Origin of the sequence: Halostella pelagica (assembly GCF_004762015.1) — an archaeon.
Lineage (GTDB): Archaea > Halobacteriota > Halobacteria > Halobacteriales > Natronoarchaeaceae > Halostella > Halostella pelagica.
Genome location: NZ_SJES01000001.1, coordinates 522,859 through 535,851, shown reverse-complemented (window position 1 = coordinate 535,851; position 12,993 = coordinate 522,859). Strand labels below are relative to the sequence as shown.

Sequence of the window (12,993 nt, the reverse complement as noted above, 5' to 3'; positions counted from 1 at the left end):
GGGGATACCAATGGACAGTGTCAATCCGGCGACCGAGGAGGCTCTGGAATCGTACGAGACACACGGCGAGGGAGACATCGACGACCTACTCGACCGCGCCAACGAGACGTTCGAGGAGTGGCGCGAGCACACGATAACCGAACGCGAAGCGTTGCTCGAACGCGCCGGCGAGGTGTTGCGTGACAACAGCGAGGAGTACGCCGAACTGATGACCCGCGAGATGGGGAAACCCATCGAGCAGGGCCGGTCGGAGGTCGAGAAGTGCGCGTGGGTCTGTGACTACTACGCCGAGCGCGCGGGGGAGTTCCTGCAGGACGAGCGCGTGGGCGGTGAGACGGGCGCGGACACGTTCGTCGCCCGCCAACCGATCGGCCCCGTTCTCGCCATCATGCCGTGGAACTTCCCCTTCTGGCAGGTGTTTCGCTTCGCCGCGCCGACGTTGACCGCGGGCAACGTCGGCCTGCTCAAGCACGCCTCGAACGTGCCCGGCTGTGCGAAAGCCATCGAGGGCGTGTTCGAGGAGGCCGGCTATCCCGAGGGCGTCTTTACGACGCTCATGGTCGGCTCGGACGCTATCGGCGACGTGATCAGCGACGACCGGGTGCGCGCAGTCACGCTCACGGGGAGTGAAGGTGCCGGCCGGAACGTCGGCGAGACCGCCGGAAAGAACCTCAAGCACCACGTGCTCGAACTCGGCGGGAGCGACCCGTTCGTCGTCCTCGACGACGCGCCGATAGAGCGGGCCTGCGAGGTCGGTGCGAGGGCCCGGATCATCAACTCCGGACAGTCCTGTATCGCCGCGAAGCGCTTCATCGTCCACGAGGACGTGTACGACGAGTTCCTCGACGGGTTCCTGAACGAGATGGAGAGCCTGCGGACGGGCGACCCGACCGACGACGACACTGACGTCGGCCCACAGGCCCGCGAGGGCCTCATGGAGGACCTGCACGAGCAGGTCGAAACGACCGTCGAACAGGGCGCGGAGGTCCGGATGGGGGGCGAGCCGATGGACCGCGACGGCTACTTCTACCCGCCGACGGTGCTCACCGACGTGCCCGAGGGGTCCCCAGCCGAAAGCGAGGAGCTGTTCGGGCCCGTCGCGCCCGTGTTCTCCGTCCCGGACGAGGAGACGGCCATCGAGAAGGCGAACGACAGCAACTACGGGCTGGGCGCGAGCGTCTGGACCGAGGACTTAGAGCGCGGCGAGCACGTCGCCCGGCAGTTCGAGTCCGGCCTCGCGTTCGTCAACGAACTCGTTCAGTCCGACCCACGCCTGCCGTTCGGCGGCGTCAAGGACTCGGGGTACGGCCGAGAACTGGCGAAACAGGGGATCCGCGAGTTCGTCAACGAGAAGACGGTGTGGGTCTCACATGGCCCGAGCAAGGAGAGTGATCTCGTCGAATGATACAAGCCGCCGACCTCCTCGTGGAGTGTCTGGAGGAGGAGGGCGTCGACTACGTCTTCGGCATTCCCGGCGAGGAACTAGAGGACATACTCTTCGCTTTGCGGGACTCCAACGTCGACTTCTTCCCGGTCCGCCACGAGCAGGGGGCGGCGTTCATGGCCGACGTTCACGGGCGCGTCACCGGCGATGCCGGCGTCTGCCTGGCGACGCTCGGACCGGGCGCGACGAACCTGATCACCGGCGTCGCGGACGCCCACCTCGACAAGAGCCCGCTCGTCGCCATCACCGGTCAGGGCGGGTTAGAGCGTCTGCACAAGGAAAGCCATCAGGCGTTAGACATCGTCGATACGTTCGAACCGGTCGTCAAGTGGAACACGCAGGTCAGCGCCCCCGAAACCGTCCCGGAGTCGGTCCGCAAGGCGTTCAAACTCGCCGAGTTCGAGAAACCCGGCGCGACACACCTCGAAGTACCGGAGGACGTGGCCGCGGAGGCGGTCGAATCGACGCCGCTCGCGTCGCGCGAACGGGTCCGTCGTCCCGACCCCGACCGGTCATCGCTGGACGAGGCCGCGGACCTGATATCGGCGTCGGCGCATCCGCTCGTCCTCGCGGGCAACGGCGCGGTGCGGACCCGCGCCGCAGAGCAACTGCGGGCGTTCGTCGAGACGACTAACGTCCCTGTCGTCTCGACGTTCATGGGGAAAGGGGCCGTTTCCGACGCGGACGAACACTCGTTGCTGACGCTCGACTCCGGTCCGTCGGCCGAGGCGACGACGGCCATCGAACGTGCGGACTGCGTCGTCGCCGTCGGCTACGACATCGCCGAACACGACCCCGAGAAGTGGAACCCCGTCCCCGACAAGACGGTAGTCCACGTCGACCACGAACCGGCCGAGGTGTACCGCCATTACAACCCGGACGTGGAAGTCGTCGCTGACGTGTCCCGGACGCTGGAGGAACTGACCGACCGTCTCTCCACGGAGTGTTCGACCTGGTGGCACGACCTTCGCGAGCGCATCGCCGGCGACGTTAGCGAGTGGCCCGACGCCGGCGACCCCGTCTCGGTGCGCCGCGTCCTGCCCGTCCTCCGCGACGCGATGAACGACGAGGACGTGCTGATATCGGACGTGGGCAGCCACAAGATGGCCATCGCGAAGCACTTCCCGGTGTACGAACCCAACACCTGCATCATCTCGAACGGCCTGGCCAGCATGGGGATCGCCGTCCCCGGCGGGATCGCGGCCGACCTGGCGCTCGACGATGATGTCGTCGTCGCGACCGGCGACGGCGGGTTCCTGATGAACGCCGCCGAGATAGAGACCGCGAACCGCCTCGACTGCTCGTACACCATCGTCGTCTTCCGCGACGACGACTACGGCATGATATCCGAGCATCAGGAGGAACACCGGGACGAACACTTCGGCACGAGGATTTCAAACCCCGACCTCGTGGACTTCGCCGAGAGCTTCGGGATCGAGGCGTACCGCGCCGACGACTGGGGGGAGATCGAGGCGACCCTGAACGACGTTATCGGGGCCGACGAACTGTCGCTCGTGGAAGTGCCGCTTGGATAATCGAGTTGGTCTCGCCCCGCTTACATTCCGAGGGCGGCCATGGCGAACCCGACGACGATTAGCGCGAAGATCAGCAGCGTTACCACCATAAAGAACCTGTCAGCGCCAGACATACGTTCGACTACGGCGACGTGGGGGATAAACGTGGTCCCGAAACGGGACGACATCCACCGACAGTTAAGCCGACCCAGTAGTAAAATTATATAAGCAATGTCTGTACTCTTCCGAACCGAACGCACGTTCGACGCTCCGCCCTTCTGCGGTTGGACCCCGACGCAGTCGCCCTCGAATCCCGAAGAGCAACCGACGCTCCGGAGCTTCGGAGTACTGATCTATCATGGGTAGGTTCGCACGCGTTCGGCGTCTTGTTGACCGCTGGAACGACCTGCTCGCGGTGCATCCGTTTGTCGAGGTCGCCCTCCTGGTCCTCGTCCCGCTCATCACCGTGACCGTGACAGCGTACGCGCTGGGAGACGATCTCATCAGTGCGACGCTGCAGGGGATCGCGTTCGGCGTCACGTACGCAACCGTGACGGTCGTCTTTCGTAGCTTCTCCTCGTCCGACTGACTTCTGATGGTCCACTCTCGCATCCCGCGCACAGGTCGGTCACCCCTGTCTCTCGCTCGGATCGCCCGACGAAGGGAACTGACGACGCGTTCCGACGGGAGACCGGATTTCGGCGCATAGTCGTCGGTGGCTGATCTCTGTATCGGCGAGTCTAGCCGTCTTCCAACCGCCGCTTTGTTTTGCGGGACCGTGAGCCAGTTCGTCGAGCGACGGGAGACGGAGGACCTGCCGTAAGTACATTCACTAAAGCGGACGCTCGTCGCCGCGAAAAACGGGAGAAATCAGCCGGCCGCGTTTACTTCCCGCGTCCCTGGTCGCTGCTGTTGCTCGGGCGAGTGTGCTCCGAGCCCTTGCCCTTCTCCGAGAGCCCGCGGTTTTTGGTGCCGGCGCTCGTGAGGCCGCGGAACGCGCGGTTCTTGTGCGTGTCGTCGCAGATCCAGTTGAGATCGTCGTCGTTCTGGATGGCCGGATGCTCGGGGTCGAGCATGATTACTTCGAACCACTTCTGACTGCCGTCCTCTCCGACCCAGTAGGAGTTGAGGACGCGCAGGTTGCGGTATTTCCGGCTGGAACGCTCCTCGGCGATCCGCTGGAGGTTCTTCCGTCGGGTGATCGCGTTGACACCCTGGCGCTTCGAGCGTCGACCGGCGCGGAACCGCTCCTTGCGGGCCGAGCCCTTACGGACGCTCACGCGAGCGACCACGACGCCCTGTTTCGCCTTGTAGCCCAGTTCGCGGGCCTTGTCGAGGCGGGTTGGACGGTCGACGCGTTCGATCGCGCCCTGGTCGCGCCATTCCTGCTTTCGTTGCCACTGTAGTTCGGCGAGGTCGCCGTCGCCGGGGTCTTTCCACGCTTCCTTGATGTGGGAGTAGAAGCTTCGTGCCATCTATATCACCACGGGCGTTTGTGGTTCAGCCGGTTGACCGGCCACATTCCGTCCTGAGTGTACAGGTGCCCGCTGGCGCCCGTCGTCCAGCGAGTTACTGCTTCTTCTCGACTTCCGAGTTTAAGGGCTTCGAAACGCTCGGCCGCCCGGTGGGCGACGCTCTGCTATCAGAGGCGCTCTGTCGCCGTTATCGCGCGAAAGCGACTGCACCGGGTCGTTCGACTCGACCGATCGAGTTATTGTTCCGAGGCTGTCGTGTCCCGCGGATCCACGGTGACGGAACCGTCGCTCGACACGACGACTTCGTACTCCGCGTACTCGAATTCGACTCGACCTTCCGGGCGCGGAACCCCGCTCGTCGGCGAAAACAGCGCGTCGAGTGCGTCGAGGTCGATAGCGGTGTGTAGCGGTGGGTCGAGATCGATCGGGTCGACACCTTCGGCCGCCGCGATGGATTCGATCACTTGCGTGCTCGGTTCCCAAGTGGTCGATAACTCGACCTCGCTGTTACTCATTACCCTACCTGCACCGCACCATTGCTTAAAGTCAGTGGCCGATTTATCTGACCATGACGCGATTTCATTCAGACAAAGAAGGCGTTTTTTGTACTACGAGATTCATGTCCACCCACGAGAATGAGCGACGGTAACAGGGACGATCGCGACGGGAACACCGGACCCGGTAGTCGTAATCTGTCGTCCGCTCCGTCTCTCGACACCGTCTTCGACCTTCTGTCGGCCCGACGTCGCCGCTACGTCATTTACTATCTCGTCGACACGGACGACGACACCGTCGACTGCGATTCCTTGGTAGAACACATCGCATCGTTGGAGGCTGACACTGACCCGTCCGCGGAGCGGATCGACCGGATTGCCGCCGACCTGTATCAGATTCACCTCCCGAAACTCGACGACGCGGGCGTCGTCGACTTCGACAGCCGGTCCGACACCGTTCGGTTCTGGGGCCAGCCGTCGATAGAGGAGTATGCCGAACACGCCGCGATGCAGGAACTACCCGACTGGTACGGCAGCCACTGACAGACGAGGCACATCCTCGTCGGACGGCACGCGACCGGCGAGCATCCAACTGTTACGCCGACACTGCCGCCGTCAGCCGTCACCCTCAGACTGATACGGTTCCCCCACGGCGTGACGCGGGAGGAGGTTCATCAGTTCGTTCTCTAGGTCGTCGGCGCTGTCGAACGTGTCGTCGCTTGACTGTGAGATGATGTCGCCCATGTTCTCTTCGCCGTCGGCGAGACTGAGGGTCACGTCCGCGTACTCCTCAACCGCCGTCTCACGAGAGACTGGATAGTCGAGGGCCGAAACCACGGAGTCGATATCGTTGAGTTTGACAGTGCGTCCCATACGTTCGGAAACGCGCGCCAGACGCTTAGATGTATAGTCGCGTTTGCGACTGTTTACATACCAGATCACACGACTGCGTACGACAGGTGCGTGATGACGTGCAAAAGTCTCCGTACCTTACGCGTCCGACGATACGCGGGCGTTCGGGATCACTCTCGTCGGCCGGAACGCCGATACCGCACTACCCCTCGTAGCCCGCGTACTCCATGAGATCCGCGAAGATGTCGGTGTCCATCGCGGACTCGTAGACGACGCCGCCGACCATACCGCCGGGGTACACCTCGCCGTTCATCGCGTGGCTGACCTTGTGGCAGTGCATGAGGTAGATGCCGGGGTCGGCGTCCGCCTCGAACTCAATCGTGTGTCGCTCGGCGGGCGCTATGTTCGTGATGTCCATTTCGTGTCTGGCCGCTTCGGGGATCGTCCCGCCGTCTTTCGCCACGCGCTCGAAGCGGTGGTTGTGAATGTGGATCGGGTGGGACATGTACCCGTTGTTAGCCATGTGAAGGCGGACCGTGTCTCCCTCGGAGACGATGATCGGCGACCCGTCTTCCGGGTGAAGCGTCCGCGGCGCGACTTTGCCGTTGATCGTGAACACGTCGGGGTCGCGCTGGCGCGGGCTGTACTCGACGTCTTCGCCGGCCATCCGCCGGTTCAGCCGTGAGTCCCAATCTTTGAACGTCAGGAAATGCTCCTTGTCCGCGCGTTCGTACCCCTTGGGGTCGACGCGGAAGACGCCGTACATCCCCATGTCGATGTGGCGGTGGGTCTGGTAGTGGCAGTGATAGAGGTGCGTGCCGGGAACGTTCGCCGGGATCTCGTACGTGTGTTTTTCCCCGGGCGGAATGGTGATACCCGTCGTTGTGGGAACGCCGTCGTTCTCCCAGGTCTTTCGGACGCCGTGGAAGTGCACCGTGTGCGGGTGCTTTCCATCGGTGTTGTCAAACGTCACCTCCATGTCTTCGCCCTCCGTCGTTCGCAGGATCGGTCCGGGGACGCTCGGTTCCCGGTCGTCGGCCTGGAACGCCCACACCTGCGGCAGTTCGACGGGGCCGCCCATCGATTCGCCGGGGTGTGCGAGATGGCGGGCAGGCTGTGAACTGAGCGTCACCTGTCCCCCCTGTTCGTCGACATCGACGACCTGAGGCGGGGAGGTCGTCGGCAGATCGCTGGGCGACTCGGTCGCCGCTGCCGTATTTCCTTCGTCACGTTGACTGGCGGGAGCCGTACATCCGGCAACCGCACCGAGGCCGGTTGCGCCAGTCGCCGCGAGAAACGCTCGTCGAGAGATACCGTCGCCGGGGGCACCGATTTGGGTCATGGCTTCACCTGCAACTTCGAACCCCCCATAAAAAGGAGCGTCTCAGATTCCCGGGATCTGAGAACGGGGGCTGTCGCCACAAACGCCAGTCGCACGGACGGCCTCCCGTGCGACCTGTCTTCGGTGCCACGGCCAGGTGATAGTTAGACGGCGGTACGCCCCAGTTTGGGATTGCATCGCAACCTCCCTCAGTCCGACCCCGCACGTGTTCGTTCCCAGTCTCAACTACTGGACTAACCTATTTTCTATATCGAAATGAAGTTTATTCTAACGTCGTTCGGATCCCGCCGTCGTCGCCAGCCGCCACAGCATCCGCGAGTGCGGCGCTATCGACAGCCTCCGGAAGTAACTGGGGATATTTCCGCTGGAAGTAGCTGACAACGTTTTCCACGTCCCGTTCCAGGAACTCCTCGGCGTTCTCGTGGTCCGTGGGTATCGACTGTGGCCAGTCGAAGATCGTGACTCCGCTCTCATCGACGAACACGTTGTACTCACTCATGTCTGCGTGTACGCGCCCGTGCGCGTACGCCTCGCTCATCTCTTCCAAGAGCAACCGCAAGACTGGGACGACCTGTTCGTCCTTGAGTTTCGTGCGGGAGAGCTCAACCCCGTCTATCTTCTCCATCACGATAGCGTGACGGTTCTGGTCGATCGGTTGCGGCACTGCGACATCTGGATACACGGCTTCCAGCGCCTCGTACTCGCGTTCGGCCGCTTTCCGGGCAGTGTAGAGCCAGGAAACGTGGTCTTTGTCCGTCGTGTAATCCCGTTCCCGCATCACCTCACGGAAGTTGGTAAAGCCCTCTCGGTGAAATTTCAGCGCCATGGGCTTGTACGACTGTACTTCGAAGACGTCACTTTCCTTCCCGACGCCGAGTGACGACCCGAACCCTTCGATGGTCTCTCGCTCGGCGAACGCGTGCAACGCCAGCGCGTCGTACCCTTCGAACTTCAGGCGATACCCCTCGTACTGGATCGTGTTCCGCTCGATGAGGTCGTAATCGAGACACCGGTCTATCCGGTAGTCGACGTTTTCTTTCGTCAACCGCGAGAACTCGGGCAACTTCTCGCGTTTTACCCACTCCGAAAATCGCATTCCCTGCTCGACGCCCGAGAGAAGGTGGAAATCCTCCGGTTCGAGTTCCGGGAGGATCCCGGCGACGTTCTGGACCATACCGTATCCGTAGCGTACGGGCAGGTTTAAGCCCCGTGCGTTGTCCGTCGGATGTGTAAACTACATTCCGATATACACAATATATGGGGCGTGGCTCGTCCTGCTTCGATCACGGCCGAGTACCGCCGTCAGCGTGGCTGGTGAACTGTCGCTTTGCTCGCACGGACTCGACCGGCCTCCAGTAAGCAGGGTTTGACCGACAGCACTACAGTTACGCGTCGGTCCACTGCGTCGCATTCGTCTCCGAGGAGACACCTGTGACGGTGGGTCTGCACCGGCTTTTTGTCGGAACCCGACGTACGCCACGGCATGGCCGACGACTCAGGATCTCTCCGGTCTTCGCTCGCAGACAAGGACTGGCGTTTCGTCAGCGAAGAGTCCCGTTCGGGCGCGATGAATATGGCTCTCGACGAGATAGCCGCCGAAACGGCGTCCACCGGGGGGATCAGGACCGTCCGGGTGTATCGGTGGGATCCCAGTTGCCTCTCGCTCGGATATCGACAGGATCCCGAATCCGTAGATTGGGAGTACTGCGAACGAGAGGGGATAGACGTGGTCCGGCGCCAGACGGGCGGCGGCGGCATCTATCACGATTCGTTCGGCGACATCTCTTACTCGATAATCGCGCCAGCGGACGACCTTCCCGGTGACCTGATGGACTGTTACGGACTCCTCTGTGAACCTATCGTCGAGGCGTTCCAACGGATGGGCGTCTTCGCGGAGTTCGCTGAGGACGACCTCCCGGCGATCCACGACCCGGCTTGTTACCTGCGGGCGGTCCACCCCGCTCACGACCTGCTCTGTGGCGGTCGGAAGATAAGCGGGAACGCTCAGTATCGCCAGCGTGACGCCGTCATACAGCACGGTTCGATCAACTTCGACCTCACCGAAACCCGCCATCTCGGCGTCTTCTCGGAGCCGGACACGTCGCCCGAGGAGTTCACTGGTCGGGTGACGAGCGTGACAGACCACGCGGATGTCACTCGGGAGGCGGCAGTCGAGACGCTCGAAACGTGTCTCGCCGAGTGGGCGGACGCCGAAGAAGGCGGCTGGTCCGACCAGGAACTCGACGACGCCGAACTGCGCGCGGATCGCAAGTACGACAGCGAATACTGGAACCGTCACCGGGACGATCCGACCTAGGAGTCGTTCGCTATTCCTCGACGCCGCTGCTACCGGGTGAAACACTGCCAGCACGGCTGCAGTCAGTGCGACTGCTTAGAGTCACTGTTAGCCCGTCGGAGTCGAAGTGCATTTGCCGGTTCGGTCACTCTCCGAACACATGCGAGTCGGAGCACACGTGTCTATCGCTGACGGCGTTCATCTCGCCGTCGACAGGCAACGCGACGTCGGCGGGAACTGCGGACAGATATTCACCCACTCCCCACAGGTGTGGCAGGACCCCAACGTGGGGGACGACGAGGCGGCGGCCTTCCGCGAGGGTACCGGCGAGAAACTCGACGGGCCGTGGGTGATCCACTCATCGTATCTCGTCAATCTCTGTACGCCGAAAGACGACCTCCGCGAGAAGTCGATCGACGCCATGCAGAAGGAGGTCGACGCGGCGGACAAACTCGGCATCGAGTACGTCAACGTTCATCTCGGCGCACACACCGGCGCGGGCGTCGAGGGCGGCCTCGACAACGCCGCCAGCGCGCTGGACGAACTCGATATCCCCGATGGGGTCACCGTCCTCGTCGAGAGCGACGCCGGCAGCGGCACCAAGCTGGGCGGCGATTTTGAGCATCTCGCCGAGGTCCTCGACCGGTCAGAGCAGGACCTCGACATCTGTCTCGACACCGCCCACATGTTCGCCGCGGGCTACGACCTCTCGTCCGCCGAAGGCGTCGAGGAGACGGTCGCCGAGTTCGACGACGTGGTCGGACTGGAGCATCTCGAATGCGTCCATCTCAACGACTCGAAGCACGAGTGCGGCACGAACAAGGACGAACACGCCCACATCGGCGAGGGCCTCATCGGCGAGGACGGGATGCGCGCGTTCGTCAACCACGAAGACCTGCGCGACGTGCCGCTGGTGCTTGAGACGCCGAACGAGGACGGGAAGGGATTCGCCTGGAACATCGAGCGAGTCAAGGAGTTGCGGGAGTAACGCGCCCCGTGCGCCAGTTCACAGCCGATTACCTCGACGAGACGCGTCGCGGGATGTGGGAGGACCGCAGGGCCCTCGACCCGCTCGAACTCGGGGACGCGGACCACGTCCTCGACGTCGGCTGCGGGACGGGTGAGTTGACTCGCGTCCTCGCCGAGGAGTCGCCGGGCGAGGTGATCGGCGTCGACGCCGACGCCGACCTGCTCGCGGTTGCGGCCGACCACGCCCCGGTCGTCGCTGGCGACGCGACCCGCCTCCCGTTCCCTGACGGTTCTTTCGACCTCGTCGTCTGTCAGGCCCTGCTGATCAACCTCCCCGACCCCGCGGCGACGGTCCGGGAGTTCGCGCGCGTCTCGCGGGACCGCGTGGCCGCGGTCGAACCCGACAACGGTGCCGTTACCGTCGACTCCAGCGTCGCCGCCGAATCACGACTGGAGGGACGCGCCCGCCGCGCGTACATCGACGGCGTGCCGACGGACGTCTCGCTGGGCGGGACCGGAACCCGCCGGGTGTTCGACGAAGCCGATCTCGATAGCGTGGAGACGCGTCGCTACGACCACGAGCGGACGGTCGCCCCGCCGTATTCGGAGTCTGCGCTCTCCGCAGCGAAGCGGAAGGCGTCGGGCGAGGGGCTAACGGACGACCGCACGACGATGCTCAACGGCGACCTCTCCGCCGAGGAGTTCGACGACCTGCGCGCAGCGTGGCGCGCGATGGGACGGGACGTCATCGAGCAGATGCAAGATGAGAACTACCGGCGAGCGGAGGTCGTCCCCTTTTTCGTGACCGTCGGACGGGTGTAGGATACCCGGACAACTGTCGGTGGTCGCCGGACGGTTAGACGGTGAAGTTTGGAAGTTACCAGTCGCCTCGCCTCCGTTTACAGGCGTTTCCGCATCTCCACAACGGTTCCCGGAACCTCGCCGCCGAACTCGTGGGCCCGTTCGGCGACGCGGTCGTACCCACACGCCTCGTAGAAGGAGACGGCGTTTTTCGACGCGTAGAGGCCGAGCGTCTCGGTGTCGTTTTCGCGTGCCGCGTCCTCCAGTTCGGCGAGTAGCGCCGACCCGACGCCTCGGCGGGCGACGGACGGGTGGACGTAAACCGCTTTTACCTCGGCGTCTGCGGGCGGTTCGAGATACTCGCCCGGATCGAACGCGAGTTCGCCGAACCCCTGAACTTCGCCGTCTACTTCCGCGACTACGAAGCGGGTATCGCCGGCGTCGACCGGATAATCGTCGGGCCCTGCGCTGGTCCCCCAGGCCGCGACCTGTTTCTCGTCGTAGGCCGCGGGGCCGAGGCCGTCGACGGAGTCGAGATGGACTGCGTTGACCGCCGCAGCGTCGGCGGGCGTGGCTTCGCGGACGTTCATGCGGCGTCGTACGGGCGCGTCGGAGATATACGCGGCCGTTCGGCAGTCCGATGTGTCGAACCGCGGCGTCGCTCGGCGGCGAGCGCAACGCCGCCGGGACCCCGCGTCGGAACCGGAAGGGTTGAACCCTCCGCGTTTGAGAGTGCGGACAAGGAATGCGCGTCAGCCACTACTTCGAGTGGGAGGACCACATCACGGGCGGACACGCCCAGTCGGTGCGGAACCAGCGGAAGATACTGGACCGGCGGGGGATCGAGTACACCACCGAACCCGACCTGAACGCCGACCTCCTGCACCTGAACAACATGGGGCCGCGCTCCGTGTATTACGCCCGGAAAGCACGCCTGAGCGGCGTTCCCGTACTGGTCCATGCACACCAGACCGCGGAGGACTTCCGGGAGAGCTTCGCCCTTTCGAACCTGCTCGCGCGTCCGATGCGCCCCTATCTGGAGTACGCGTACTCGCTGGCCGATCACCTCGTCTGTCCCTCCGAGCACAACCGCCAGGTGTTGGAGGGGTACGCGGACGCTCCGAAAACCGTCATCAGCAACGGGTTCGACCCGGATATGCTGGCCGGATACGCGGACCTCCGCGAGAAGTACCGCGACAGGTACGACCTCTCCGGAACGGTCGCGTTCATGGTGGGCCACGTCATCGAGCGCAAAGGCCTCCGGTCGTTCGTCGAGACTGCTCGCGCGATGCCTGACACGGACTTCGTCTGGTTCGGCTACCTCAACCCCACCGGAGGCGGGGGTCTCGACCGCCTCCTCCGGAAGCGAGAGACGACGAAACTCGTCGAGAACGCGCCGGACAACTGCACGTTTACGGGCTACGTCGAGGACATCCGCGGGGCGTACGCCGCCGGCGACGTGTTCTTCTTCCCGACGAAAAACGAGAACGAGGGGATGGCGCTGCTGGAGGCGATGGCCTGTGGGAAACCGCCGGTCGTCCGCGATATCCCGACGTTCGAGTGGCTCACGGACGGAACGAACTGCCTGAAAGCGGACGACGACTTCGCCGGCGCGATCAAGCAGGTGCAAGACTCTGACCAGCGCGAGCGCCTCGGCGCGAACGCGGAGGCCGCGAGCGAGTCGTTCGAACTCGACACTGTCGCCGACGATCTCGTGTCGCTGTATCGGAGCGTTGTCTGAGACGGATACGCCATTCTCCCGTGACCTGTTCAGTCACCGGGGCGGAAAGTCTCAGAAAATAAATG

The 12,993-nt window shown here is 63.8% G+C and carries 14 protein-coding genes; 8 read left to right on the top strand and 6 right to left on the bottom strand.

Going from position 1 to position 12,993, the window contains the following annotated elements:
- Nucleotides 1–4 precede the first annotated feature (4 nt).
- The 3 genes from EYW42_RS02675 (at nt 5) to EYW42_RS02665 (ending at nt 3,547) form a co-directional block, all read left to right on the top strand.
- On the top strand, nt 5–1,405 hold the full coding sequence (locus EYW42_RS02675; RefSeq protein WP_135534027.1) for an NAD-dependent succinate-semialdehyde dehydrogenase: 1,401 nt from the start codon (nt 5–7) through the stop codon (nt 1,403–1,405).
- Nucleotides 1,402–2,979, top strand: coding sequence for an acetolactate synthase large subunit (locus tag EYW42_RS02670; protein ID WP_237561260.1), 1,578 nt, complete (start codon nt 1,402–1,404; stop codon nt 2,977–2,979). The genes EYW42_RS02675 and EYW42_RS02670 overlap by 4 nt, the downstream gene beginning before the upstream one ends.
- A 337-nt stretch (nt 2,980–3,316) precedes the next feature.
- Nucleotides 3,317–3,547 carry a hypothetical protein gene (locus tag EYW42_RS02665; RefSeq protein ID WP_135533707.1) on the top strand — a complete coding sequence of 77 codons (231 nt, stop codon included), beginning with the start codon at nt 3,317–3,319 and terminating at the stop codon, nt 3,545–3,547.
- Between the two features lie 295 nt (nt 3,548–3,842).
- On the opposite strand, the gene EYW42_RS02660 is transcribed toward EYW42_RS02665, so the two are convergent.
- Nucleotides 3,843–4,433 carry a 50S ribosomal protein L15e gene (locus tag EYW42_RS02660; RefSeq protein WP_135533706.1) on the bottom strand — a complete coding sequence of 197 codons (591 nt, stop codon included), beginning with the start codon at nt 4,431–4,433 and terminating at the stop codon, nt 3,843–3,845.
- A gap of 236 nt (nt 4,434–4,669) precedes the next feature.
- Entirely contained in the window at nt 4,670–4,948 is a 279-nt protein-coding gene (locus EYW42_RS02655; RefSeq protein WP_135533705.1) for a HalOD1 output domain-containing protein, read from the bottom strand.
- Nucleotides 4,949–5,068: 120 nt separating this feature from the next.
- Between EYW42_RS02655 and EYW42_RS02650 the strand changes: the two genes are divergently transcribed.
- A complete protein-coding gene (locus tag EYW42_RS02650; RefSeq protein WP_202613787.1) occupies nt 5,069–5,470 on the top strand; it encodes a DUF7344 domain-containing protein in 402 nt (133 codons plus the stop codon).
- 72 nt (nt 5,471–5,542) lie between these two features.
- On the opposite strand, the gene EYW42_RS02645 is transcribed toward EYW42_RS02650, so the two are convergent.
- From EYW42_RS02645 to EYW42_RS02635, 3 genes are all read right to left on the bottom strand, one after another.
- The gene (locus tag EYW42_RS02645) at nt 5,543–5,800 is read right to left on the bottom strand and encodes a DUF5789 family protein (protein WP_135533704.1); all 258 of its coding nucleotides are present in this window, start codon (nt 5,798–5,800) and stop codon (nt 5,543–5,545) included.
- 181 nt (nt 5,801–5,981) lie between these two features.
- Nucleotides 5,982–7,121, bottom strand: coding sequence for a multicopper oxidase domain-containing protein (locus tag EYW42_RS02640; RefSeq protein ID WP_135533703.1), 1,140 nt, complete (start codon nt 7,119–7,121; stop codon nt 5,982–5,984).
- Nucleotides 7,122–7,383: 262 nt separating this feature from the next.
- A complete protein-coding gene (locus EYW42_RS02635) occupies nt 7,384–8,295 on the bottom strand; it encodes a serine/threonine-protein kinase RIO2 (RefSeq protein WP_135533702.1) in 912 nt (303 codons plus the stop codon).
- Nucleotides 8,296–8,604: 309 nt separating this feature from the next.
- Between EYW42_RS02635 and EYW42_RS02630 the strand changes: the two genes are divergently transcribed.
- The 3 genes from EYW42_RS02630 to EYW42_RS02620 all read left to right on the top strand — a co-directional run bounded on the left by EYW42_RS02630 (nt 8,605) and on the right by EYW42_RS02620 (nt 11,208).
- A complete protein-coding gene (locus EYW42_RS02630; protein WP_135533701.1) occupies nt 8,605–9,438 on the top strand; it encodes a lipoate--protein ligase family protein in 834 nt (277 codons plus the stop codon).
- Nucleotides 9,439–9,577: 139 nt separating this feature from the next.
- Nucleotides 9,578–10,405, top strand: coding sequence for a deoxyribonuclease IV (locus tag EYW42_RS02625; protein WP_135533700.1), 828 nt, complete (start codon nt 9,578–9,580; stop codon nt 10,403–10,405).
- A gap of 53 nt (nt 10,406–10,458) precedes the next feature.
- Nucleotides 10,459–11,208, top strand: a complete 750-nt coding sequence (locus tag EYW42_RS02620) for a class I SAM-dependent methyltransferase (RefSeq protein ID WP_202613808.1) — start codon at nt 10,459–10,461, stop codon at nt 11,206–11,208.
- Between the two features lie 77 nt (nt 11,209–11,285).
- Here EYW42_RS02620 and EYW42_RS02615 read toward each other — a convergent pair whose 3' ends face one another.
- The gene (locus EYW42_RS02615) at nt 11,286–11,777 is read right to left on the bottom strand and encodes a GNAT family N-acetyltransferase (protein WP_135533698.1); all 492 of its coding nucleotides are present in this window, start codon (nt 11,775–11,777) and stop codon (nt 11,286–11,288) included.
- A gap of 155 nt (nt 11,778–11,932) precedes the next feature.
- Between EYW42_RS02615 and EYW42_RS02610 the strand changes: the two genes are divergently transcribed.
- Nucleotides 11,933–12,928, top strand: coding sequence for a glycosyltransferase family 4 protein (locus tag EYW42_RS02610; protein ID WP_135533697.1), 996 nt, complete (start codon nt 11,933–11,935; stop codon nt 12,926–12,928).
- Nucleotides 12,929–12,993: the final 65 nt, after the last annotated feature.